The 24780-nt window shown below is 53.0% G+C and carries 25 protein-coding genes; 14 read left to right on the top strand and 11 right to left on the bottom strand.

The window, feature by feature from the left end; translation table 11 throughout:
- Positions 1-35: 35 nt before the first annotated feature.
- A complete protein-coding gene (locus MTX78_RS00195) occupies positions 36-1175 on the bottom strand; it encodes a J domain-containing protein (protein WP_243798823.1) in 1140 nt (379 codons plus the stop codon).
- A gap of 147 nt (positions 1176-1322) precedes the next feature.
- Between MTX78_RS00195 and MTX78_RS00190 the strand changes: the two genes are divergently transcribed.
- From MTX78_RS00190 to MTX78_RS00180, 3 genes are read left to right on the top strand one after another with little or no spacing between them, the layout of a single operon-like run.
- Entirely contained in the window at positions 1323-1709 is a 387-nt protein-coding gene (locus MTX78_RS00190; protein WP_243798822.1) for a phage holin family protein, read from the top strand.
- Between the two features lie 6 nt (positions 1710-1715).
- Positions 1716-2480, top strand: coding sequence for a hypothetical protein (locus MTX78_RS00185; RefSeq protein WP_243798821.1), 765 nt, complete (start codon positions 1716-1718; stop codon positions 2478-2480).
- Positions 2446-3222, top strand: a complete 777-nt coding sequence (locus tag MTX78_RS00180; RefSeq protein ID WP_243798819.1) for a geranylgeranylglyceryl/heptaprenylglyceryl phosphate synthase — start codon at positions 2446-2448, stop codon at positions 3220-3222. Before MTX78_RS00185 ends, MTX78_RS00180 begins: the two co-directional genes overlap by 35 nt.
- 115 nt (positions 3223-3337) lie before the next feature.
- On the opposite strand, the gene MTX78_RS00175 is transcribed toward MTX78_RS00180, so the two are convergent.
- The 7 genes from MTX78_RS00175 to panC all read right to left on the bottom strand — a co-directional run bounded on the left by MTX78_RS00175 (position 3338) and on the right by panC (position 9585).
- The gene (locus tag MTX78_RS00175; protein ID WP_243798817.1) at positions 3338-4261 is read right to left on the bottom strand and encodes a helix-turn-helix domain-containing protein; all 924 of its coding nucleotides are present in this window, start codon (positions 4259-4261) and stop codon (positions 3338-3340) included.
- A 155-nt stretch (positions 4262-4416) separates the two neighbouring features.
- Positions 4417-5577 carry an acyl-CoA dehydrogenase gene (locus MTX78_RS00170; RefSeq protein ID WP_243798815.1) on the bottom strand — a complete coding sequence of 387 codons (1161 nt, stop codon included), beginning with the start codon at positions 5575-5577 and terminating at the stop codon, positions 4417-4419.
- A 269-nt stretch (positions 5578-5846) separates the two neighbouring features.
- Positions 5847-6545, bottom strand: a complete 699-nt coding sequence (locus tag MTX78_RS00165) for a zinc metallopeptidase (RefSeq protein WP_243798813.1) — start codon at positions 6543-6545, stop codon at positions 5847-5849.
- 98 nt (positions 6546-6643) lie between these two features.
- Complete coding sequence (rfaE2, locus tag MTX78_RS00160; RefSeq protein WP_243798812.1) at positions 6644-7126, bottom strand: D-glycero-beta-D-manno-heptose 1-phosphate adenylyltransferase; 483 nt, start codon at positions 7124-7126, stop codon at positions 6644-6646.
- Complete coding sequence (locus tag MTX78_RS00155) at positions 7113-8153, bottom strand: lysylphosphatidylglycerol synthase transmembrane domain-containing protein (protein WP_243798810.1); 1041 nt, start codon at positions 8151-8153, stop codon at positions 7113-7115. Before MTX78_RS00155 ends, rfaE2 begins: the two co-directional genes overlap by 14 nt.
- A gap of 116 nt (positions 8154-8269) precedes the next feature.
- Positions 8270-8617, bottom strand: coding sequence for an aspartate 1-decarboxylase (gene panD / locus MTX78_RS00150; protein ID WP_243798809.1), 348 nt, complete (start codon positions 8615-8617; stop codon positions 8270-8272).
- A gap of 110 nt (positions 8618-8727) precedes the next feature.
- Entirely contained in the window at positions 8728-9585 is an 858-nt protein-coding gene (gene panC, locus MTX78_RS00145; protein ID WP_243798807.1) for a pantoate--beta-alanine ligase, read from the bottom strand.
- Between the two features lie 120 nt (positions 9586-9705).
- On the opposite strand from panC, the gene MTX78_RS00140 reads away from it, so the two are divergent.
- From MTX78_RS00140 to MTX78_RS00125, 4 genes are all read left to right on the top strand, one after another.
- Positions 9706-10524: a glycogen/starch synthase gene (locus tag MTX78_RS00140; protein ID WP_243798805.1), complete on the top strand. Its 819-nt coding sequence runs from the start codon at positions 9706-9708 to the stop codon at positions 10522-10524.
- Positions 10508-12076 (top strand): DUF4270 family protein, encoded by a 1569-nt coding sequence (locus MTX78_RS00135; RefSeq protein ID WP_243798804.1) that lies wholly within the window; start codon positions 10508-10510, stop codon positions 12074-12076. Before MTX78_RS00140 ends, MTX78_RS00135 begins: the two co-directional genes overlap by 17 nt.
- Positions 12077-12182: 106 nt before the next feature.
- Positions 12183-14018: a glutamine--fructose-6-phosphate transaminase (isomerizing) gene (gene glmS, locus MTX78_RS00130; RefSeq protein ID WP_243798802.1), complete on the top strand. Its 1836-nt coding sequence runs from the start codon at positions 12183-12185 to the stop codon at positions 14016-14018.
- A gap of 194 nt (positions 14019-14212) precedes the next feature.
- Positions 14213-15601, top strand: coding sequence for a DUF6056 family protein (locus MTX78_RS00125; protein WP_243798800.1), 1389 nt, complete (start codon positions 14213-14215; stop codon positions 15599-15601).
- Between the two features lie 97 nt (positions 15602-15698).
- Here the strand turns inward: MTX78_RS00125 and MTX78_RS00120 are convergent, their stop codons facing one another.
- Positions 15699-16355, bottom strand: coding sequence for a 3-hydroxyacyl-CoA dehydrogenase family protein (locus MTX78_RS00120; RefSeq protein ID WP_243798798.1), 657 nt, complete (start codon positions 16353-16355; stop codon positions 15699-15701).
- A 58-nt stretch (positions 16356-16413) separates the two neighbouring features.
- Here MTX78_RS00120 and MTX78_RS00115 point away from each other — a divergent pair, with 58 nt between their 5' ends.
- The 6 genes from MTX78_RS00115 (at position 16414) to MTX78_RS00090 (ending at position 21140) form a co-directional block, all read left to right on the top strand.
- Complete coding sequence (locus MTX78_RS00115; RefSeq protein WP_243798796.1) at positions 16414-16800, top strand: RidA family protein; 387 nt, start codon at positions 16414-16416, stop codon at positions 16798-16800.
- A gap of 101 nt (positions 16801-16901) precedes the next feature.
- On the top strand, positions 16902-17087 hold the full coding sequence (locus tag MTX78_RS00110; protein ID WP_243798794.1) for a hypothetical protein: 186 nt from the start codon (positions 16902-16904) through the stop codon (positions 17085-17087).
- The gene (locus MTX78_RS00105; protein WP_243798792.1) at positions 17088-17699 is read left to right on the top strand and encodes a pentapeptide repeat-containing protein; all 612 of its coding nucleotides are present in this window, start codon (positions 17088-17090) and stop codon (positions 17697-17699) included.
- Positions 17700-17833: 134 nt separating this feature from the next.
- Positions 17834-19375 carry a glutamate--tRNA ligase gene (gene gltX, locus MTX78_RS00100; RefSeq protein WP_243798791.1) on the top strand — a complete coding sequence of 514 codons (1542 nt, stop codon included), beginning with the start codon at positions 17834-17836 and terminating at the stop codon, positions 19373-19375.
- A 287-nt stretch (positions 19376-19662) separates the two neighbouring features.
- Positions 19663-20151 carry a hypothetical protein gene (locus tag MTX78_RS00095; protein ID WP_243798789.1) on the top strand — a complete coding sequence of 163 codons (489 nt, stop codon included), beginning with the start codon at positions 19663-19665 and terminating at the stop codon, positions 20149-20151.
- A gap of 206 nt (positions 20152-20357) precedes the next feature.
- Positions 20358-21140 (top strand): TIGR00266 family protein, encoded by a 783-nt coding sequence (locus tag MTX78_RS00090; protein WP_243798788.1) that lies wholly within the window; start codon positions 20358-20360, stop codon positions 21138-21140.
- 552 nt (positions 21141-21692) lie between these two features.
- On the opposite strand, the gene MTX78_RS00085 is transcribed toward MTX78_RS00090, so the two are convergent.
- Together MTX78_RS00085 and lptB are read right to left on the bottom strand one after the other, a co-directional pair.
- Positions 21693-23213: a GH3 auxin-responsive promoter family protein gene (locus tag MTX78_RS00085; RefSeq protein ID WP_243798786.1), complete on the bottom strand. Its 1521-nt coding sequence runs from the start codon at positions 23211-23213 to the stop codon at positions 21693-21695.
- Positions 23214-23369: 156 nt separating this feature from the next.
- Entirely contained in the window at positions 23370-24101 is a 732-nt protein-coding gene (gene lptB, locus MTX78_RS00080; RefSeq protein WP_243798784.1) for an LPS export ABC transporter ATP-binding protein, read from the bottom strand.
- A gap of 281 nt (positions 24102-24382) precedes the next feature.
- Here lptB and MTX78_RS00075 point away from each other — a divergent pair, with 281 nt between their 5' ends.
- Positions 24383-24763, top strand: a complete 381-nt coding sequence (locus tag MTX78_RS00075; RefSeq protein ID WP_243798782.1) for a DoxX family protein — start codon at positions 24383-24385, stop codon at positions 24761-24763.
- Positions 24764-24780 lie beyond the last annotated feature (17 nt).

The raw sequence follows: 24780 nt of genomic DNA, 5'->3' as shown, positions 1-24780 counted from the left end.
TACAGGAAATCCTTGCCCTAAGAGTGTAGAACTGCCTAGGGGCAATTTTGCTGGCGGGCTTCATCGGCGTACAAGTATCCCAGCAGGACGGCTCGGCGGAAGAACTCGCAGGCCGCGGGGTCGTTTCCTTCTTGCTGCGCCACTCGTCCTAACAGGAAATGGACCTGCCCGTTGCTGGGGTTCGTTTCCAGCACTTGCCGGTAGTCTTGACGAGCTAGAGTCAGGTCCTGCATCTTATAATACGCCAACCCACGGTACGTGAGATATTTCACCGGTACCGAGCGGCCCATCATGGACCGCAAACGCAACCCTGTGGTGAAGTCACGTACAGCGCCGGGAAAGCGCCGTTGCTCGAATAGCCGCACCTCGCCCCGAGCCAGCCACGCGCCGGTTTGCAACGAATCCAGCGTCAGGGCTTGGGTTAGATTACGCTCAGCGCTTGCTACCTGGCCCAGCTGCACTTGGCACTGCGCCAACCGGTACAGCAGCGTTGCTTTCTCGGTGCGCCGGCTGGTTTCGCGCAACGCGGCAGTATAGTCGGCACTGGCACTGCGGTAGTTGTGGTTTACGAGCTGCTCGATTTCAGCTCTCCTTTTTAGCGCTTCTTTATATTCTGGCTTGAAGTGCAGCGCTTCTGTGAAGTAGCCAATGGCGGTTTCCCACTTGCGGTTCTTGTAGGCGGCCAACCCATCTTCATAATTGCTCACGGCCGTTACGTGGTCCATGACCAGTTTTACCAGCAGGAAAAAGAAGAGGATGCCCGCCATTACGCTAAACGTAAGCACGTAGTCGCGGCGCGTAAACTTGCGTTGTTTCGGGATGGAGCGGTAGTGCCTTTCCGCTGAGCCAGCAGGCGGCCGGGTGCGCAGCGGGGCGGGCGGGGGCATGGGCACTCCGTACACATGCTGGCCCTGCACTCGGTACTCTTGTTGCCGACGCGCTTCGGCTGCGCGTTGCTCTATTTGCCGTAGTTGCTGGTCATAAGCGGCGCGGCGAGCGGGGTCGTTTAAGATCTGATAGGCCACCGCCACTGCCTTAAACCGCTCCTCATATATAGGGTTGCCGCCGTGCTTATCAGGGTGCAGCTGCACGGCTAACCGCTTGTAGGCTAGCTTTATATCGTGGGCAGCGGCGGTAGCCGAAACCCCGAGTACGTGGTAGTGATTCTGACTCAAGGGATGATGGTAGTAGGTAAAAGTACGGCAGAATTCAGACAAGAAGCCGCCTTTCCCGTATGAATGTGCTATCTGAAAACTTGGTTATGGCCGCTGTTTTCAGGACCTGCTTTGGTAACATGATTTTCCGCAAATCTTCTCCTTCATATGAGCCTTTTCAACGACGAAGACGACTCAACTAAAACGCCACGCACCGATAACATCATCGGCAACCTGAAAGGCTACCTCGATACGCGCATTGATTTGGTGCGGTTGGAAACGCAGGAAAAGGTGAAATCGGCTTTTGTAGGCACAGTCCACGGCGTATCGCTGGCGGCTATCGGCCTGCTGTTTTTCATCTTCTTGAATTTGTTTGTAGCCTTGTTGCTCAACGATGTACTGGACAGTCCCTTTTGGGGCTTTGGTATTGTAGCAGCTTTCTATCTGGTGCTACTCATCATTTTTGTGGTGGGCGTCGATAAAAAGCTGTTCCAAGGCTTGGCCGACAAGTTGCTCAACAACACGATTTACAAATCCGACAAACGTCAAGCCTAACTCAACATGGCCGAACCAACCAACCCCTTGTTTGAAGACGAGAAAGAGTTTCTGGAACGCCAGAAGCTGGAATACGAACGCGCCCTCATGGGTGAGGTAGAAGAAATTAAAGTAAAGACCCAGCAAATAAGCAAGTACGTTGCTATTGGCGCGGGTGTATTAAGTGGAGTCTGGCTGATTTCCAAGGTGTTTAGTGGCCCCAAGAAATACAAGAAATATAAGCCCAAGCATGAGCGTGAGCTAAGCAGCGGCCCGCGCACCCAACGCTCGGCCCGCGCGCTGCGCAAAGGTGCTCCTGGCGCTGATCTAGCAGTTAACGACGACTTAGGCTTTGGTAGCAGAGGCCACCATGCCGACCGGGGCCACCAAGCACCTGCCTCGGAACGTGCTCACATTGCCCCAGATGTCTACCACACGGAAACAGCTGACCTTGATTCCGACCCATTTCGGCCCCTGGAGTTCGACTCCCCTCGTTCTATACCAGCGGTACACTCGCGGCCGCATTATTACGAGGAGGACGACCACTCAGAAGGCGCTTCTTCTATTGTAGCCGATACTTTCCGCTCGTTCTTGCAGTCGGATACGGGCAAGATGCTGGTGGCACAAGCAACGGCCGTGCTGATGGCAGTGGTAGCTAAAAAAATGGGAGAGTATCTGCCGATGTTCAAAAATCCCGACCTTGCGGACACTCCTACTCGGGAGCCGGAAACCCGGGACATCGACTTTACCTTTCACGATGACGACGCGAATGCGCCTCACCAGCCTCTATGACGCTCTAACTAAACGCTATAAGCTCGGCCACAAGTCGTTGGCTGTGCTCCTTGACCCTGATAATCTGGATGAAACTAGCTGTCAGCGGATTTTAGAGCTAAGTACACAACATACCGTTGATTACTTTTTTGTGGGTGGCAGTTTGGTGATGAGTTCTCACCAGGCTGCCCTCATTCGTTTATTGAAGAGCCAATCAGCCGTACCCGTTTTGCTTTTTCCAAGCCACAGTTTGCACCTCGATGCGCAAGCCGATGGTATTCTGCTGCTTTCCTTGATTTCGGGACGCAACCCAGAGTTCTTGATTGGGCAACATGTACTTGCGGCGCCTTTGTTGCGCCAGAGCAATTTGCAGGTATTACCCACCGGCTACATGCTCGTTGACACGGGCAGGCAAACCACTGCTAGCTACATGAGCGGCACCACTCCTCTGCCCTACGACAAGCCCACTATTGCGGCCTGCACCGCTATGGCAGGTGAGCTACTCGGTCTGCGTTTGATTTACCTCGATGGTGGTAGTGGTGCGCTTTACCCCGTGTCGTCGGCTATGGTTCAGGCTGTGCGCCAAGCCGTGGAGTTGCCCCTGATTGTTGGTGGTGGCATTAACACGGTTGATAAAGCCCACGCGGCTCTTTCTGCTGGGGCCGACGTTATTGTGGTAGGCAACCACATAGAGAAAGAGCCAGGGTTTTTAGAACACGTATCGCAAGTGGTGCAAAGCTTCAACAACGTGGATGTGGCTTAACCCACCATGCGCAACAATTCGCCTTACGCCAGACACAACAAGGCCCCGCGCTGCCGAAGCAACGCGGGGCCTTTGCGTTTGAAACCCTGCGGTACAAGCTTGAATCTAGGTTACACTAGATGTTCATAGCAGATTCCCGACGGCGCATTTTGCCGGCTGGAATACCAAACATCATCTTGAAGCGGCGGCAGAAGTATGCCGTGTCTTTGTAACCCACTTCTTTGCCGATGTCGCGGATGCTCTTCTTGGTGGTACGCAGCAAGAATACAGCACGCTCCATACGCTGGTACTCGATGTAGTCCTGCGGGTTGATACCGGTCAGCATTTTGAAGTACTGGCCTACATAGTCCTCGCTCACGTTGGCTACGTTGCTCAGAACTTTGTTGGACAGGTCGCCACCAATGTTCTCCTTGATGTAGTTGAACAAGTCAATGAGGCGTGGGTCCTTGAAGTAAGTGCTGTTAGTAGCTAGCTGCTCCACGAACATCTTGTTCTTCAGGATATAGCGCACAATCTCCACCACAATGTTCTCGGTGTAGATGGTGATAAGACGCTCCCGGCCGGGCAACTCCTGCAAGCTTTCCTCTACTACCTTAATGATGAGGTTAGCCAGCTTTGAGTTGTTGGAAATCAAGAACGCCGGCACGTCCAGCGACGAGAAGAAGTTCACAGAGTCGAACACCTTGGCCTCGAAGCTCACAAACGAGTGACTTTCTTCGGCATCCCCGATCAAATCCAGGTCGGTGTTGGAGTGGAAGAACTTGTCTTTGTTGCTGATCATGTCATCGTTGGTGATGACCTTTCCCGCCGACTCGCCGTAGTTCACCTTGGTAGCGCGACCACCAGGAATGAAGAGCATTTCGCCTTCCTCCACTACCTGCTCCTCATCACCAAAGGTAATACGTCCCTTGTGCAACAAGATTAGATTGTTGCCAACATCATAGTTGTTGCGCACCGTGAAGGGCTGCTGCAACACCAAGTTTTTCGCTTTGATGTATCGCACACCTAGCGACTCTATCACTTTATTATAATCTTCCATCTTCTATGGGTGGTTGTGTTCTATGATTATCCTGGTACACGGGTCGGCCGGGCTAATGTAATGCAAAATAAGATATAAAAATTCACAAAAACGAAAACCCAGCTAAATAATAGCTGGGTTTTGTGCAACAATTCTCACTTTTAAACTATTCGCCGTTATTTTAATATTTCCCGCGAGATTACAATTTTCTGGATTTCAGAAGTTCCTTCGTAGATCTGCGTGATTTTTGCGTCGCGCATCATGCGCTCCACATGGTACTCTTTTACAAATCCATAGCCCCCGTGCACTTGCACTGCTTCTACAGCTGTATCCATAGCTACTTTGGACGCAAACAGCTTAGCCATTGCCCCAGACTTAGCATAATCTTGGTGGGCATCCTTATCGAAAGCAGCCTGCAAGCACAGTAAGCGAGCGGCATCAATATTGGTTGCCATGTCTGCCAACTTGAATTGAATAGCCTGGTGCTGCGAGATGGGCACCCCGAACGCCTTACGCTCCTTGGCGTACTTCAACGATAGTTCGTAAGCACCTGAAGCAATACCCAAGGCCTGCGCGGCAATGCCAATCCGGCCGCCGGCCAGCACCTGCATAGCGAACTTGAAGCCGAAGCCGTCTTCTCCAATGCGGTTTTCCTTGGGCACTTTCACGTCGTTGAACATCAACGAGCACGTATCGGAGCCACGGATGCCAAGCTTGTTCTCCTTAGGGCCTGTCACGAAACCCGGCGAGTCTTTGTCTACAATCAGCACGTTGATACCGCGGTGCTTCAACTCCGGGTTGGTTTGCGCAATAACCAGATACACTGAAGCCGTGGTGCCATTAGTAATCCAGTTCTTGGTGCCGTTCAGCAGGTAGTAGTCACCTTTGTCTTCGGCAGTGGTACGCTGGCTGGTGGCGTCAGAACCAGCCTCGGGCTCCGACAAGGCAAAGGCCCCAATGATTTCGCCATTGCACAAGCGCGGCAAGTATTTCTGCTTCTGCTCTTCGGTACCGTATTTTTCTAGCCCCCAACACACCAAGGAGTTGTTAACCGACATAATAACGGAGCACGAAGCATCTACTTTCGATATTTCCTCCATGGCTAATACATAGCTCACGGTGTCCATGCCGCCGCCGCCGTACTCCGGGCTCACCATCATGCCCATGAAGCCTAGCTCCCCCATCTTCTTGATTTGGGCAGCGGGAAACTTCTGGTGTTCGTCGCGCTCAATTACGCCGTCCCAAAGTTCAGACTGAGCAAAGTCGCGGGCGGCCGCTTGCACGGCAAGTTGCTCTTCAGTAAGTTGAAAAATAGACGATTGGGTGGTGGTCAGCATGGGATGGGGATGGCCAGAAGGCCTGAGGTGAGAGATAATTGTGGGAGTTTTGCCACTAATTTACGCTGCATACAGCACAAAACGGTGGGAGGTATTTCTTTATTCAGATTGACTTGGCGTGGCATCTACTCTGCAAAGCCGTTATGCGCCTTTAGAGTTTTACTAGCACATTATTTTGCTCAATAAACAAAGCCGCCACTTCACGATGTAAAGCGGCGGCTTGTTGAGCTATTCAATCACAAGGACATCCGTATTCTGCACGGCGCACTCTAGCGACGGTCGCGGCCGCCCATAAAGATACTGACGTAGTATAGCAGCGTAGCTAAGGAACTAATAGCGGCTACTACGTAGGTCATAGCGGCCCACCAGAGAGCATCTTTGGCCATAGCGTGTTCTTGTGGGGTCACAATCCCCCGCTTATCAATCCAAGCCAGTGCCCGGTTGGAGGCATCAAACTCCACTGGCAAGGTCACGAACGAGAAGATAGTAGTCAGCGAGAACAGCACGATACCTACGCCCAAGGGAATCAGCGTCGTCTTGATCATCAGCACACCCGCTAGCAGAATCCAGGGCATAAAGCGCGACACGTTACTCAACGCTGGCACCATAGCCGAACGAAATTGCAGGGCCGAGTAGGCAGTGGCATGTTGCACTGCGTGGCCGCATTCGTGGGCAGCTACAGCCGCCGCCGAAGCGCTCCGCTCGGCATACACTTCCTCGCTTAGGTTTACCGTTTTATCGGCTGGGTTGTAGTGGTCGGTCAGGCGGCCTTCCGTGCTAATCACGCGCACGTCGGTGATACCGTGGTCGGCCAGCATAAGCTCGGCAATCTGCTTGCCCGACAGGTTGGACTGCAACCCAATTTGGGAGTACTTGGTGAACTTACTGCGCAGGCGCCACTGAATGAACCAGCTAGCCAGCATCGCCAGAATGACGATAAAGTAAATAGGACTCGAGTTGTAATACATCGGTTCAGAAATTTCAGGTTACTGGGTTCGAGTTGCTAGCTGTTGTTTGGGTGGTTTCCGGCTGATCAACCGACAACTAGCAAACCCAAAACAAGCAACTAGAAACTCTGTCGGATACGCTCGACGATGCGCGTCGTGCTGTAGCCGGCCACTAGTGGTACGGTCAGGACCTGCCCACCGTTCTGTAACACCAATTCATGGCCCACAATTCCACTGATATTGTAATCGTCGCCCTTCACCAGGATGTCGGGTACAATTGCCTCAATCAGCGCCAGCGGCGTCTGCTCGTCGAAGAGCACCACGGCATCCACAAACAAAAGAGAGGCCATAATGCGAGTTCGTGACACTTCGTCCTGAAGGGGCCGGCCGGGCTTAAGACAGCTGACAGAAGCATCGGTATTAACGCCTACCACCAGTACATCGCCCAAGTGTCGGGCCTTCTCCAGGTAATCGACGTGGCCAAGGTGCAACAGGTCGAAGCAGCCATTGGTGAATACCACCTTGCGGCCTTGTGCTTTCCACTCCGCAACAGCGGCCACCAGAGCCGGACGGCTCATAATCTTGTCTTTACTCCACTGCATCGGCGGGAACGGTAACGTTAATGGGATTAAAACCTACGCGGCCTTTGCGGCCAGTATCTACCATGCTCATCAGGAAGCTAATGCCTCCCATGAGCACCACCAACAGCGTTTGAGCACCGTGCACTACCAGAGCGTACGCAATACCACCTTCCCGGCTGATACCATATACAAGCAGTGTGCTTTGTACCAACAAGTGAAACACGCCTATACCTCCCTGCACCGGCGCCGCCATTCCGAAGGCCCCAAAGGTCAGCACTGCTAGGCCAGCGCGCATATCAAGGTTGTAGGTTTCGGGGAAGGCAAAGAAGGCGAGGTAGTCCATCAGGTAATAAACTAGCCAAGTGAAAAGCGTGTGCAGCAGGAAAGCTCCTTTGTTCTCGAGCTTCACAATGCTGAACACTCCGGCCAGTAAACCTTTAACAAAGCTCATTAGCTTGTTGAAAGCTGCATTTTGCTTGAGCTTCTCCAGATTACGCCACAGCAGATACATGAAAAGTATCACAACCAACACGGTTGCCACGCCAGCCGCCACCAAAACGTTGCGGTTGCGGGCTAGCGCATCGGCTTTGCCTTGCAACAGGTACTCATTGGCAAAGTTCCAGAAGGTCTTGAAATCTAGTAGCAGCACCGTACCGAGCAACGTCAGGAGCATGAGCACATCAATGATGCGCTCGGTAATAACCGTTCCTAACGATACCTGAACCGGCACTTTGCTGGTCCGCTGCAGCAAGGTGCAACGCACCACTTCCCCTACCCGACCGGGCAGCACCATATTGGCCAGGTACCCCACCATCATGGCGTGGTATACGTGCCAAAACGCGGGTTTTTCGCCCGTTACGGTGGGGTCCAGCTGCATCTTCCATCGGTAGGCACGGCTGAAGTAGCCCAATACCGATAGCACCATGGTAATAGCCAACCACCAGTAGTTGGCACCTCGCACGTACTGCCCAATTCTACTCAAGTCCTGCCCGCGTACGGCATACCACATCAATAGCCCTGATACTGACAGCAGCAGGGTATATTTCAAGACATTAAGGAGTTGCTTCACAAACGGTCGTTATAGTTACAATTAGCTGTTTAGATCCAATTAATTCCTGAATAGGTGAAAATTAGACTACAACAACTACGAAACCAAATTTCAAGCTACGCTAACCGGTTGTGCTGGTCAGGAAATACCAGTGTGGGCTGGTGTGCACGCGCCTCGGCAAAGTCAATAAGCGCGTAAGAAAAGATGATGACAATATCGCCTACTGCCACCCGGCGGGCCGCCGGACCATTCAGGCAAATCATACCAGAGCCCCTCTCCCCACGAATGGTATACGTTTCAAAACGCTCCCCATTATTCACGTTAACGATTGTCACTTTCTCGTTCTCCACCATATTAGCGGCATCGAGCAGGTCCTCATCAATAGTGATGCTGCCTACGTAATGTAGCTCGGCTTGCGTGACTTTAGCACGGTGAATCTTGGACTTCAGAACCTCGATATGCATTGGAGAAAAGGCGGATTGAAATATGGCCGTAAAGATACGAAGGACTATTCGAGTCAGCCGACCAAACCGCCAGCAGCACACTCGCCCACATAGACTGAACGGTTGTCTGGCTACTTCGGCACGGATAATACTACGTTATCAATCAGCCGAATACCACCTAAAAATGCAGCCAAGCATATGACCACCTGCTGCCCAGCTTCCCACGCATTGAGCGGCTGCAAAGTATGGGCATCAGCCACCTCAAAGTATTCCAACTGGAATGCCGGTTCGCCTTCGATATGCGCTACAGCTGCCTGACGCACTGCCGCTGGAGACTCTTGCTGGGCTAGCACGAGGGTAGCGGCCAGCGTTAAGGCCTCATATAGGCGCGGCGCTACCGTACGTGCTTCACCTGAAAGCCGCCGGTTCCGCGACGACATGGCCAAGCCGTCGGCTTCCCGTACCGTTGGGAAGGACACCAACTCCACGTCGAATGACAAATCAGCCACCAACTGCCGCACAATAGTTACCTGTTGCCAATCCTTCTGCCCGAAGTACGCTTGGTGTGGCCGGCTCAGATGAAATAATTTGCTGACCACCGTTGCTACTCCATTGAAGTGGCCCGGTCGGTGCGCTCCTTCCATGACACGCTCCAGCGCCCCAAAATCGAAATGCATCACGGTTGGTTGCGGATACATTTCCTCTACTGAGGGCAGAAAAACGGCTGTGCAGCCTGCTGGCTCAAGCAGAACAGTGTCGGCCTTGGGCAGCCGCGGGTAGAGCTGGAAGTCTTCGGCGTTGTTGAACTGGGTTGGGTTAACGAAGATGCTCACTATCACCACGTCAGAGACGGCAGCGGCGGCGCGCACCAACTGTAAGTGGCCCTCATGCAGCGCCCCCATGGTAGGCACCAAAGCAATGCGTTGACCGGCTTGCCGGCAATTTTCGGCGTGCGCTTGCAACGCAGCGGCCGTGTACAGTATCTCCATAGGGGTGTTGAGCCGGCTTGAAGGGGGTTCAAGCGAGTTTGGTTGAATTTTCGCCCAAATTTGTTTAATTTTGTGCACCCCAACGCATTGCCTTTTCCTAACCACCCTTTTCCGACCACTATGTCCTCCTCTAAGTTGAGAATCCTCTACGCGGCAACGGAAATAGATCCGTTTTTGCAGACTACCAAAGTAGCGGAGTTTTTGCGGCGCCTACCGCAGGGCATGCAGGAAATGGGGATGGAAATTCGAATTTTCGTACCTCGCTTCGGCATCATCAACGAACGCAAGAACCGCCTGCATGAAGTGGTTCGTCTCTCCGGCATCAACATTGCTGTCGGCGAAGATGAAAAACCTCTCATCATCAAAGTGGCGTCCATCCCCAATGCCAAGCTGCAAGTATACTTCATCGACAATGAAGATTACTTCCACCGCAAGTCGGTACTGGTAGACAAGAACGACAAGTTCCACGCCGACAACGACGAGCGGGCTATCTTCTTCTGCAAAGGCGTACTCGAAACCGTGAAAAAGCTAGGTTGGGCTCCCGACATCGTTCATTGCAACGACTGGATGACGGGCCTGATTCCAATGTATTTGAAAACGACCTACAAGAAGGACCCGATTTTCAAAGATGCTAAATCGGTATTCACCATCTACAACAACGAGTTTGACTTCAAATTCCAGGGTGACATCATCGAGAAAGCTAAAATGCTGGACATTGATGATGACATGCTGGCTTGCCTGAAAACAGCGGACTTCGGTGGCTTCATCAAAGTAGGCATGGAATATGCAGATGCCGTTATGAAATCCGATGAAGATTTCAGCGACAACCTGAACGTATTGTTCACGGAGTATTCGCGCAGCAAGCAACTCGGGCAAGTAGGTGCCGACGAAAACCTACTGACTTCTTACTACGCGCTTTATAATGAATTGGCCAATTAGCGCCCGCCGACTGGTTTCGGCTCCTTTGCTTTCTGCCACCTTGCTCCTGGCAGCAACAAGCTGCGAAAAAGCCAGCGACTTAGGCGTAGAATTACCGGGTACTAGCACCACTAGTACCGATTATCGTGACTTTCCTGTTACCGCTTCCACCGTGTTGCAAGACTCGTTGGAAACATTGAAAGCCACTACGTATTTGGTAGGACGAGTTCAGGACAACGTGCTGGGCACAACGGCAGCCAATGCGTATTTCAATTTAAAACTTGGCTCTTTTGTTGGCGACACGCTTCCTTCTGCGGTAGCGGGTACTACGCCAATGCCGCAGTTGGATTCGCTGGTACTGGTCATGCCGTTCGAATCAGTTTATGGTTCTGCGGCGGCTCCATTCCGGGCCAACGTGTACCCGTTGGTTGGCTCGCTGGACGAACAGGCGCTTTATAATTCCAGCTCCTCGGTAGCTGTAGACCTAGCAAATCCGCTGGGCACCGGCGTGAGTGCTAGGCTCAATGGCAGCAGAGTAATCCGGCAGCGCAACGACGCCAGTGACGGCTCTACCGACACTACCACGTTTAAGGTAAGACTGCCAGACAAAACGGTGCGACTGAAGCTCAATACTTCTGCTAATACCTTGGCAAGCACTATTTTCAGCCGCCTCTCTGATAGAGCGACAACCTTTACGCAGGTACAGCTGGATGCCCTTCTGAAAGGACTGTCTGTGCAGCCAGCCGCTGATTTCACTAGTGCCGTAGTAGGTTTTCCAACCACTACTGCGGTTACCCGCGCGGTGTTCTATTACCATTACACCAATAAGAAAGGCACGGGCACGCTAAAAGGATCTTACAGCATTCCGTTTGGCAGCCTAAGCCTAAACGCATTTGGCAGCAAAACCAATGCGCCACGCTATTTCACTGAAATCAAGACGACTCCGACTGGGCCGTTCACTCGCCTGCAAGGTGCGGATGGGTCAAGTCAATCGGTAGCCTCCGACTTGTCCAATGACGTGGTGTACACCCAAGCAGGTAGCGGCTTCGTTACCAAGCTGGAAATACCAGGCCTTAAAGAGCTGAAAGATTTAGCTCAGCCTCAGTCAGGTGCTGGTTCGGCTATTGCCATCAACCGAGCTGAGTTGTTGGTACCCATACAGCCGTATACCAATCTGCTGTTTGCAACTCCTGCCGAAGTTTATCTGTACGAGGCAAACGCCAGAAATCAGCCTTTGCGGCGAGTTGTTCAGAACACGCGGGTAGAGCGCTTGGTTTTGAGCGACGCCGTAAACCAGTTGAATCCGATTTTGTCTGGTATAACTGGCGAAGGGGGATACTACAGACAAGCCGCTAAAGCAACGCCGTTGGTTATCTCGGACGTTAATCGTTCTTATGGTATGTTGATGACGGGGTATGTGCAGGCGTATGTGTATGACCGGCTAAGTGGCCCCGTTCCGGACGCCTTTCTCTTTTCACCTACTCTCCCTAGCGTGGGGACTTTGGGCTTAGACCGGGCGGTGCTTGATGGAAAAAACATCAAGCTGCGTGTATACTATTCAAGGTTACGCTAGATTTGCACTTAATTAATTTTCGCGTCGGAAGCCGCGGCACGGCATTGGCCTGAGCCGCGGCTTATCGATTTTTCACGAAACCCTCTTTCGCTGTCCCCTCTCTATTATGTGCGGAATTGTTGCTTACATCGGCTACCGGGAAGCTTGTCCCATTATTATCAAAGGCCTGCGCCGTCTCGAATACCGCGGATATGACTCTGCGGGAGTGGCGTTGCTGAATGGTAATTTGAACGTTTACAAGAAAAAAGGGAAAGTTGCCGAGCTTGAAGCCTTCATTCAAGAGAAGGATACCCATGCCAATGTGGGGATGGGCCACACCCGCTGGGCCACCCATGGCGAGCCGAATGATACCAACGCTCACCCCCACTATTCCACGTCCGAGCGGATTGCTATTATTCACAATGGCATCATCGAAAACTACGCGGCCTTAAAGCAACACTTGCAGCACCAAGGCCATGTGTTTCATTCCGACACCGACACAGAGGTTTTTGTAAACCTGATCGAAGAAATCCAGAAGCAGAATCGCTGCACACTGGAAGAAGCAGTACGGTTGGCACTGCACGAGGTGGTGGGAGCCTACGCTATTGTGGTGCTTAGCCGCGAAGAGCCGAACCAGTTGATTGCAGCACGCAAAGGCTCCCCAATGGTTATTGGCATTGGTAAAGACGAATTCTTTATTGCTTCTGATGCCACGCCAATCATCGAGTACACCAACGAAGTGGTGTATGTGAACGATTATGAAATTGCTGTCATCCGCGACGGCAAATTGGATATCCGTAGTAAAGAAGATGTTCACCAAACTCCGTACATCCAAAAGCTGGAAATGGAGCTTGACAGCATCGAAAAAGGAGGGTACGAGCACTTCATGCTCAAGGAGATATTCGAGCAACCACGCTCTATCCTCGACTCTATGCGGGGCCGCCTTGAGTTGGTAGCAGGCCACTTGAACATGGGAGGCATCCGAGCGTACGAGCGGAAATTCATGAATGCCGAACGTATCATTATCGTGGCTTGCGGCACCTCTTGGCACGCCGGCCTGGTAGCCGAGTATTTGCTCGAAGACTTAGCTCGCATTCCAGTGGAAGTGGAGTACGCTTCCGAGTTCCGGTATCGGAATCCAGTAATTACGGAGCGGGATATAGTAATTGCTATTTCGCAGAGCGGCGAAACGGCCGATACGCTTGCTGCCATTGAGCTGGCCAAGAGCAAAGGCGCCACTATTTTCGGTATCTGCAACGTAGTAGGCAGCAGCATTGCGCGGGCCACTGATGCAGGCGCCTACACGCACGCTGGTCCTGAAATCGGGGTGGCCAGCACGAAGGCATTCACGGCTCAGGTCACAGTCTTGACCATATTGGCCATGATTGTAGGCCATAAGCGCGGTACGCTTTCCGATACGCGCCTGCGCGAGTTGATGGTAGAACTGGGTAGTATCCCAGCCAAAGTAGAAAAGGCGTTGCTACTCAACGACGAAATTGAGGCAATTGCCCAGACCTTTAAAGATGTGCCTAACTTCCTGTATCTAGGCCGAGGCTACAACTTCCCTGTAGCTTTAGAAGGTGCTTTGAAACTCAAGGAAATCAGCTACATCCACGCGGAAGGCTACCCGGCTGCTGAAATGAAGCACGGGCCTATTGCTCTCATTGACGAGAATATGCCGGTGGTGGTCATTGCCACCAAGGACAGTTCCTATGAGAAGGTGGTAAGCAACATTCAAGAGGTGAAGGCTCGCAAAGGCCGCATCATTGCGGTGGTAACAGAAGGAGACGATGTTATTCCGCAGATGGCAGAATTTGTGATTGAGGTTCCGGCTACTTCTGAAGTACTGGTGCCACTAGTCTCGGTGGTGCCATTGCAGCTCCTCTCCTATCACATAGCTGTACTCCGCGGGTGCAACGTAGACCAGCCCCGTAACCTGGCTAAGTCAGTGACGGTGGAGTAAGTATCACTGCCTATTTTTTCTTGAAATAAGCGCCATGTTTACTCTGGCGCTTATTTTTTTGCTTGTGTATTTGCTTGCGCTGTCCCCTTTTTTTAGTGATGAAATCAGATTTGTTTGCGCCGTTGCCCCGCCTTGAACCGTTTGTGCGCCGGGCCGCAAGTGTGGCTGTGTGGCTGGGCATCCTACCGTTCTTTGTGCTGTGCTGGTACGCCCACCCCTCTGCCGATGACTTTCTGACGGCTAATGATGTACATAAGCATGGGCACTGGGGGTTTGTGCAGCATATGTATCTGAACTGGACTGGACGCTACAGTTCTCTGCTGGCGCAGAGCTTCCTAAACCCAGTTTCCTATGGCAACGACAAGGCAGGCTATGGCCTAGTGTGCTTGCTGTTTCTGTTGCTGCTGCTAGTTTGCTTGGTGCTGTTACTGCGCACGTTGTTGCTAGGCGCAGGGTTGACTGCTCGCCAGCTGTGGCAGGCTGGAGCGAGCCTACTGCTGCTATTCACTTACCAGTTACCCAGTATGGCAGAAGGCTTCTACTGGCTCACCAGCAGCTTCAACTATATGCTATCGGCTATAGTGTTGCTGTTAGCTCTAGCGTCACTAGCTATGCATGTTCGAACGACTCATCAAGGTAACAGCCGTTACCTAACAGCAGTTGCCGTACTACTTTTTCTGATACCGAGCTTCAACGAGTCGGTAGCATTGCCCTTGCTTGTGACAGTATGGGGATTTACACTATTAAATGCCAAACGACAGCATTGGGCGGAATGGCAGGTTGCCTTGGCTATAAGCATGGGATGCGCAGTTTCTTTTTTAGCACCTGGCAATACAGTTCGCTCATTAAAAATCCTGGCAATACCTCCCGATCGATTTGCGTTGACCTTAAACGATATCAAGTATACAGCCTACTGTCTTGTGAGTTGGGTAGGCAGTGGTGTGTTGGTGGTCGTAACGCTGCTTCTTGTTCCCTTATTTGCTCGACTAACTCAGTTACCGGAGCTACCTATCAATCGGCTAACGAGGCAGCCAATCGTGTTGACCGTTCTGCTTCCCGCCTTCCTAGCTATTGGTATGTATCCTGCTTTTTGGATTAGTGGCGAAGTTTTACCGCTGCGCGCGCATAACATACTGTATCTGTGTTTTATACTCAATTGGCTACTTGCAGCCTACGCTTGGGTATCCTATTTTGTACGCAAGCAAACAGCTCCCGTGACCTGGTCTATTCCCAGCTTCATATACCTACCATTGCTGGCTTGGCTTCCTTTCACGTTTCTAACGGATTACAATCATCACCTGAGCAACCCAGGCTATCGGCTCAGCACCAATAATTCTCTGTTAGCGTACCGCGACTTGCTGCATGGAAATGCCGCACACTACGACGCCCAACTTAGTGCTCGTTACCGTTATTTGCGTCAAACCCCAGTTCTACATGCCGCAGTGCCTCCGTTGCTTAAGCCACCCTTTACTATTTTGTTCAGCGATATCACAACTGACACAGCAAATTGGGCCAACCGAGCTTACGCTGAATTCTTCGGCAAGAAAACTATTCGGGTTGCGCCTGAGCCTGTTGGAAAGTAGATAGGAGCTTGGTTGTTGCTTGTATTACAACCCTGCTTAAGTGCTTGGCTGTGCAAGCTAGTAGGTGCTAGTTGATGGGTTTTGCTGGGCACTCGTCCTACACTTCAAACCGCTGCCCCCGCAGATACAGTTGCTTAAGCAATGCGCACACTTTATAGCGCGGCTCGTGCGTGTCCTGCCATAGGGCTTCCAGTGTTTCATAGACCAGCGGAATTCCTATCTGATTGGCCCATGTGAAAGGCCCGTATGGATTGTGCTGCATGGGTGCGTCCAGCTCCTGCACTGTGCCTGCTCCCTCTTGGAGCGCGTGGCAAGCCTCATTGATAAGCACGCAAACGAGGCGAGGCGTAACCAGCCCTACACGGTCTTGCACCGTTCGATAGCCCGTGCCCAACGCGGCGCAGATGCGAGATAGAGCACTCGCATATTCAGGCTGGTAAAGGCTGGTTTCCAGCAATTCTCTCTCTAGCAGCGTGGGCAGTGCACAGACACCAAACACCGGGCCCAGAGGCGGCTCCTCCTTATGGAATAATGCCGCTAGAGAAGCGCGGGAAGTGTCGTAGAACAATGGCTGGCGCGGAAGCTCGTAGTGCAGTTCAGGCCAGGCACGCAGGTCGAAGCCAACGTCGGCGGCGCTGAGGCGGGTCCGCAGGTCAGGCGCATCGGCAGCGCAGAAGTCATAGGTGTGCTGGGCGCCAAATTTGCGCCGCAGTTCCGATTCTATATGGGTGCCCTCTACAACAAGCAAGTGCATAATTTCCCCTTACTTTAGCTTGAAAACAGACACTTTCCACTTTTCTTTTCCTGACTGCATGCCCCATACTGTTGTATTCTCCGACCAAGCACCGGCCCCTATCGGGCCCTACAGCCAAGCCATACAAGCAGGTAACACCATCTACGTCTCCGGTCAAATTGCTTTGGATGCTCAGAGCGGGCAGCTTGTTGGAAACGGAGAAGTAACCGAGGAAACCCACCAGGTCATGCGCAATCTGCAGGCCGTGCTAGATGCTGCCGGCTTCACCCTACGCGACGTAGTGAAGTGCAGCATCTTCGTGAAAGACCTTGGCAACTTCGGCATCATCAACGAAATATACGGCACTTACTTTCCTGCCGACTATGCGCCAGCTCGCGAAACGGTAGAAGTCAGCCGTTTGCCCAAAGATGTGCAAGTGGAAATATCCTGCATTGCCGTGAAGTAGCCGATGCCTGCCGTAGGGGTAGTGCTATAACACTACGCGCTGCCCCTACAGCAGGCTTTTGTTGTTTTCGCTACCCCTATCTATCTACTACCTCACTTATCATGAAAGAACTTGGTCTTGGCTTGTTGATTATAGGCCTGCTATCCTTGGTGCTGCCTTTCTTGGGCATGCAGTCTATGCTCCTTACCTGGATCAACCAGTGGGGCGCAACCACTGCCTGGCTTATTCGAGGAGGAATTACTTTACTGGGGCTGATATTATGGCTCAGCTTCCGCAACCGCGACTAAATGCGTCCTTCGTCTTCACGCAAAGCGGCGAAACCGCTACCCAAACCTTCGTTTTTTCCTGCTGAAAACAGAATAGACCGGGCCTTGCCTAATCATCTGGTTGGGCAACAGGAATTCGAGCAGTATTACTTCAGCAACTTCGATTTCACGCAGGCCAACTTAGCAGGCCGCCGGTTTGCGGAGTGCCAGTTTGAGAACTGCAACTTTGCGGGCGCCAGCCTCGGCAATGTAGCGCTACAAAACGTTGCCTTCGAGGGCTGTAAGTTATTGGGGTTGCAGTTTCATGCCTGCCGCGACATGCTGTTTGATGTCCACTTCGACCGATGCCAGCTTGATTACGCGTCTTTTCAAGGCAAACTTATGCCCAACACCCGGTTTGTCGGCTGCTCCCTGCGTGAAACGGATTTCACCCAAGCGGATTTAACTAATGCCGTTTTTCAGGAGTGTAGCCTGTTGAATGCCGTGTTCAACGCAACCAAGCTCAATGGCGCCGATTTTGCTACGGCTCAAGACGTAGCACTCGACCCGGAAGTGAACGAGCTGCGGAAAGCCCGGTTTGCCATGCAGAGCCTACCTGGCTTGCTTACCAAGCACGGGTTAGTTGTACTGTAAGCGGCAAACACGGGCCTTGCACAACGAGCAAGTAGTTGAATTTACCCTGCGGGTGCTTTCTCTGTTCACTCGCAGTATATCGTACCTTTGCGGCGCGTTTATCCATCCCGGTAACGCTGCGAACCGACTGAATTATGGAAAGAGAAGTACGGGTGCGTTTTGCACCTAGCCCTACGGGGCCGCTGCACATTGGTGGCGTGCGCACTGCGCTGTATAACTACCTGCTAGCCCGCAAGCTGGGCGGCAAAATGCTGCTCCGCATCGAGGACACCGACCAGAACCGCTTTGTACCGGGCGCCGAGCAATACATTATGGACGCGTTGCGCTGGTGCGGCATCGTGATTGATGAGGGTATCGAGCAGGGTGGCCCCCACGCACCGTATCGGCAGAGCGAGCGGAAGCCTATGTATCGGCAGTATGCCCAGCAGCTTCTCGACAGCGGCCACGCCTACTATGCCTTCGATACGCCCGAGGATTTGGATGCCATGCGTGCCCGCTTGCAAGCAGCCAAAGTGCCCAATCCGCAGTACAACAGCATCACCCGCACCCAAATGCGCAACTCGCTTACGTTGCCCGAGGACGAGGTGAAGCAGCTGCTCGACAGTGGTGCCCCCTACGTTATCCGCCTGAAAGTGCCGCGCAAAGAAGAAATCCGTTTCAACGACCTTATTCGGGGTTGGGTGGTGGTACACTCGTCGGCTGTGGATGACAAGGTGCTGATGAAATCGGACGGCATGCCGACCTACCACCTAGCCAACATCGTGGACGACCACTTGATGGAAATCACCCATGTTATTCGGGGCGAAGAGTGGCTGCCATCGGCACCGTTGCACGTGCTGCTGTACCGCTACCTAGGGTGGGAAGACACGATGCCGCAGTTTGCTCACTTGCCCCTGCTGCTCAAGCCTGATGGCACCGGCAAGCTCAGCAAGCGCGACGGCGACAAGCTCGGGTTCCCGGTATTCCCGTTGGAATTCCACGGTACCGATGCCGACGGCCAGCCAACCGTGAGCAGTGGCTACCGCGAAAGTGGCTACCTGCCCGAGGCGTTCATCAACTTCCTGGCGTTCTTGGGCTGGAACCCCGGTACGCAGCAGGAGCTGTTCACGATGGACGAGTTGATCGAGCATTTCTCTATCGACCGAGTAAGCAAGTCGCCGGCCCGCTTCGACCAAAATAAAGTGCGCTGGTACAACGAACAATACCTACGGGCCAAGCCTGACGCGGAACTCGCCCAGTATCTACTGGACTCGTTGCAGGCGCAAGGCATCAGCTGCCCCGCCGACAAGGCCGAGCAGATTGCGGGCTTAGTGAAAGAGCGGGCCACTTTCCCCGCCGATCTGGCCCGCGAAGCGCAACTCTTCTTCCAGCGCCCGACCAGCTACGATGAGCAGGTAATCATCAAGAAGTGGAACGCCCAAGTAGCCACCGCCCTGACTGCCTTCGCGCAGGAATTGCCGGCCGCCTCAGACGCTACGCCTGAAGGTATCAAGGCGCTGCTCACCCACGTGATGGAACAGCAAGGCATCAAGCTCGGGCAGGTGCTGCAGGCTCTGCGCGTGGCTGTAACGGGCGCCGCCGCCGGCCCCGACCTGATGGCTATCATGAGCATTCTGGGCCCGCAGGAAACCGCGGAGCGCATTGAAGCCGCTGTTAGTCAAGTAGCGGTTAGTTAGAAGCACACAGCATTAAACTTGATGACACTATACATAAAAACGCCCGGCAGCAGTGCCGGGCGTTTTTATGTATAGCGCCCATTTGCTGTTTGCATCCCTATGTAGCCAAATAATTGTAAGCCCTGCTCTTCCCTATTATCATGCTTCCAGCTTGTTGCCGCTTATCGGGTTTCACGCTTTGGACTTTAGTCAAGTATCTGACTTCACTTGTAGTTCAGAAAGGCCTTCGAGCTAACGAACTCGCCACAACTATAGGGCCCAGCAGCCGGACGCCACTGTTGGTACGAGTGCTTGATCCTAATTTTCTCGTATCCGCTACGGGCGTCGCGCCGTACTGCTTGGTAGAGAGCGGCCTCGCAACGCAGAAAGGTCGTTCGGGAACCGTAACCACGCAGGACATCATGGCGAAGAAACCCGTTAATAAGAAAAGTAAGAACGACCCCGAGAAGAAGGCTCGCGTGCATAAAGAGCTAGAAGGGTTTGAAATCAAGATAAATCCACTGGGTGAAATCACCTCTAACTATTCCATCGAGGATATCAACACGTTCCTGAACCGCCACGTCCGCGACAAGAAACTGGTGAACCGCGACGGCCAGTTTGGCGAGAAAGAGGACGAGGAATTTCCACTTGAAGAAGGCGTGCAGGAACCCGAAGAGTCGGACGAGGATTTCATGCGCCGCACTAGCCGCGAGACCAAAAAGAAAGGCCCCAAAGGCGACGTTGACGCCGCCTCAGAAGCGGCTGACACGCGTGCCGAGTTGCCCGACGACGAGTAAACAATTCTTCTAAGGACCTCCGTTTGCAGTCTTTAAATAGATAGGCTCTTTGTGCATATGTACAAAGGGCTTTTCACCTTCAACAAGAAACTGAACGCCCAAAAAATACCGAGAGTGGTTCTGCTGGCTCTAGCAAAAACTCGGCCTTCTGAAATGCAGCGCTTTTACTATACTTGAGTTGTATTTCACCCTAACTCTCTATACGTATGCAGTCCCACGACGTCGATTACCGCATTCTTGGTAATGACATTCAGGTATTGGAGGTCGAGCTGGACCCCAACGAAACGGTTATTGCCGAAGCCGGCGCCATGGTGTACATGGAAGAAGCCATTGCCTTTGAAACCAAAATGGGTGACGGCTCTGAGCCTGATCAGGGCTTTATGGGCAAGCTGTTTTCCGCCGGCACACGGCTCATCACTGGCGAATCGCTGTTCATGACGCACTTTACGCACCGCGGCGGCTATGGCAAAAGCCGGGTAGCGTTTTCGGCACCGTATCCGGGCACTATCATCCCTCTGGACTTAGGTACACTACCCCAGGGCTTGATTGTGCAGAAAGACGGCTTTCTGGCAGCTGCTCGGGGCACCAAGATGAGCATTCACTTCAACCAGAAGCTGGGAGCTGGCTTTTTTGGTGGTGAAGGCTTTATCCTGCAGAAGCTCAACGGTGACGGCCGAGCCTTTATCCACGCTGGTGGCACCGTCATCGAGAAGCAGCTCAACAATGAATTGCTACGCGTAGATACCGGTTGCGTGGTGGCTTTCGAACCCAGCATCGACTTCAGCATTGCTAGAGCTGGCGGCCTAAAATCTATGATTTTTGGAGGAGAAGGGTTGTTGCTGGCTACGCTGCGCGGCACTGGCCGCGTGTGGCTACAATCGATGCCTGTGAAGAAACTGATTCAGGCACTGGCCCCTGGAGGTGGCAATGCTACCAAAGAAAGCGGTAGCGTGTTAGGCAGGCTAGCCGGTGGCTTATTCGACGAATAAGCTCACCTCTCTACAACCAACAAGCCGAAACCATCGGGCGCAGTGCTTGTGAAAGTACCACCTCCCGGGGTTTCGGCTTGCTAAGTACAAAGGAACCTTATTAGGTATTTCGTAATGGGCCGAGGCTGTTCACTAAGCAATTAGCCTCTAACTCACACCCTGTTATTCACTACTAGTCAACCACTTGTGTTTTTATTAGCATGCGTGTGCTCACCTTTTAAATAAAGCCGACGCGGGTAGCGAGGCGTTGTCTGCTAAGGTTTTCACCTCAGGAGCAAGCAAGTTGGCAGCAATAATGCCCAAGCTGACTATCAAGCTCAAGACAAGCAAGCCGAGCAAGCCCGCTACAGAGCGGGAGGCTAAAGAGGAGCTCTTATCAGAGGATAAGCGACGTTTCCGGCGGGAAACGTAGGGGCGGGAACGGGAGGAGGCAATAGCGGACACGAGGGAACACAAAGAGCGTCGAACAATCCACTAATTTAGATTTAATTTTTTAATAACATAGCATTTTTTCGCTTTTATGCGAGTAGATATTTGGTTACTTCTTTATTTTTATATAGCAGATAAAATTTCTTCTAATACCTCTCGCGAATTACTAAGTCGAGGTACTTTGTGTTGGCCTCCTAGCTTACCCCGGTGCGCTAGCCACCGCTCGAACTGACCAGGCGCAGCTACCGTGAGTACAGGTGGTACAAGAGCTATGTCACGATGACGCTTGGCATCATAGTCGGAGTTGAGTTGACGCAGGGTGGCATCGAGCACCGCCGTAAAGTGGTCTGTATCCTGTGGAGGCGTTGAAAACTCTATTAGCCATTGATGCCCGCCCCGAGAGCCATCAGCGGCTCCGGCGAAGTAGATAGGCGCCGCCGTGAAGTCGCGGACGGTGGTATTGGTGGCGTGACAGGCGGCGGCTACAGCGGCTTCGGCATTTTCAATCACCACCTCTTCTCCAAACGCGTTCAGGAAGTGCTTGGTACGGCCAGTAATCCGGATACGGTAGGGCGCTAGGCTGGTGAAGCGTACTGTGTCGCCGATTTTGTAGCGCCACAAACCCGCATTGGTGCTGATAATAAGAGCGTAGCTTTTACCGATTTCCACTTGCTCTAACAGCACGGTGCGCGGTTCGGGAGCATCCCACTGGTCGGCGGGCAAGAACTCGTAGTACACGCCATGGTTAAGCAACAGCAACAGGTCTTCGGAATCGGGTTGGTCTTGCAAGGCCAGGTAGCCCTCGGAAGCATTGTACACCTCTTGGTAATGCATGTGGGCCGATGGAATAAGCTGATGAAAAAGCTTCCGATAGGGCCCAAATGCTACCGCGCCGTGCAGAAACAGCCCAAGGTGAGGCCATACATCCATAATGTTGTCGGTACCGGCTAGTTCTAATACGCGGCGCAACAACACAATCATCCAGGTGGGCACGCCGGCTAGTACCCGAACATCCGCCTGGAGTACGTGGCGGGCAATACGCTCGATTTTTTCTTCCCACTCGTCTAGCAGGGCTAGCTCTAGTGGCGGCGTCCGGACGTGCTCGGCCCAGGCCGGCAAGTTTTGCATGATTACGGCCGACACATCACCCACCCGCGAATGGGAATCGTGAGGGCGTAGCGGGTTGGACATGTGGGTGCCACCCAAGGAAAGGGTTTTGCCGTCCAGAATCTTGACTTCAGGGTAGTGCAGGGTGGCGAGGGCAGTCATGTCGCGGCCGGCGCGGTAGTTGCATTCGTGCAGGGCCTCACGCGTAACAGGAATGTACTTGCTACGATCGTTGGTGGTGCCGCTGCTTTTGGCAAACCACTGTACTTGGCCCGGCCACAACACGTCCCGCTCGCCGCGCAATACCCGTTCCAGCATCGGGTACAGGTCTTCGTAGCTGCTGATGGGCACACGCTGGGCGAACTCCGGTCCAGCTACTTTGTCTGCGTAGCCGTATTGGCGGCCCCATTCCGTATTCTTGGCGGTGTGTTGCAGGTTGCGTAATACCTCACGTTGCACCTCGTGCGGGTGTTGCCGAAAATGCTCGATGTTAGATAAGCGCCGCTGAACGGCCCACGTGAGAACAGAGTTTAGCACGGAGGAGTGGTGGGATGGAACAAGTAGAAGGCAACGATACGGGCACGCCGCTTTTGTACCGCTGGTAGCGCCGGAATGTTGCCTTGGAAAGGATAGGCACTACTCCGTGCTGTACCCGCGAAAGTACTCGGGTGATGCGCGTAACCCTACGCCGTTCTAGACTTTCCGTTTCAACTCGAAGTTCTTGCCCAGATACACGCGGCGCACCATTTCGTCGGCAGCTAGCTCCTCGGCCGTTCCGGCCTTCAACAGCTTCCCCTCGAATAGCAGGTATGCCCGGTCCACGATGGCCAGTGTGGAGTTTACATCGTGGTCGGTGATGAGGATACCGATGTTTTTGTGCTTAAGCTTGGCTACGATGCTCTGAATTTCTTCGGTGGCAATAGGGTCAACGCCGGCAAAGGGTTCGTCTAGCAGCACAAACTTCGGATCAACGGCCAACGCGCGGGCTATTTCGGTACGCCGCCGCTCCCCCCCACTCAGCACCCGGCCTAGGTTTTTGCGCACGTGGGTGAGGCTAAACTCATTCAATAATTCTTCCACCTTATCGAGCTGAACCTGTTTGGACATGGTGGTCATCTCCAACACGGCCAAGATGTTCTCCTCCACACTCAGGTCGCGAAACACGCTGGCTTCCTGCGCCAAATAGCCAACACCGAGACGAGCCCGCTGATAGATCGGCATCTTGGTGATTTCCTGATCATCTAGAAATACGCGGCCCGAATCAGGCTTGACCATGCCGACCGTCATGTAGAAGGAAGTGGTTTTTCCAGCTCCGTTCGGTCCCAGCAACCCCACAATTTCACCTTGCTCCACCTTCAACGACATGTCGTTGACCACGGTGCGGGCTTTGTACTTCTTAACTAAGTTATCGGCGCGAAGAATCATAGAGCAAAGGTAAGAGAAGGCGCGGGCAGGATAGTTGTTAGCTGGTAGTAGGATAACGGTAGTGTAGCTAGCCTAGTACGAAAGACACCTGAAGCACTGGCCGGAAGTATGGATTTCCTATGCACGTATCAGCAAGGATGCGTGCTAGTACCGTCTCAGGCAGACAACGCATGGCGGGAAGACAGTTCAAGCCGCCCCGAAATATAAATTAAAGGCAAGCCGCTACACACCAAATCCATTGCAACTTATAGCCTCCAAGGTTCTGCTTCGTGTCTCCTATCATGTCCGTACTGCGCAAATCTAGTCTTTACCTACTGGCGCTCATTTTTGTGGGCGCCGGAATCCTGCATTTCGTGGCGCCAGCACCATACGTGCGCATCATGCCGCCTTATCTGCCGGCCCCGCTACTGCTCGTGTACCTGAGCGGCGCTGCCGAAGTAGCAGGCGGCTTGGGACTACTATTGCCTGCTACACGTCAGGCAGCAGGCTGGGGACTGATTTTGCTGCTGCTGGCCGTATTTCCGGCGAACGTGTACATGGTGCAAACGCAGGGAGCCGGTTTGTCGGTCCCGCTTTGGGCGTTGTGGCTGCGGCTGCCGCTCCAGCTGGTGCTAATTGGGTGGGTGTGGTGGAGCGCACGCATGATTAGCAAACAAGAATAGCGAGCAGCATCCTGCGC

This window comes from Hymenobacter tibetensis, assembly GCF_022827545.1.
In the GTDB taxonomy this organism is placed as follows: domain Bacteria; phylum Bacteroidota; class Bacteroidia; order Cytophagales; family Hymenobacteraceae; genus Hymenobacter; species Hymenobacter tibetensis.
This window is presented reverse-complemented; position numbering and strand designations above follow the sequence as displayed.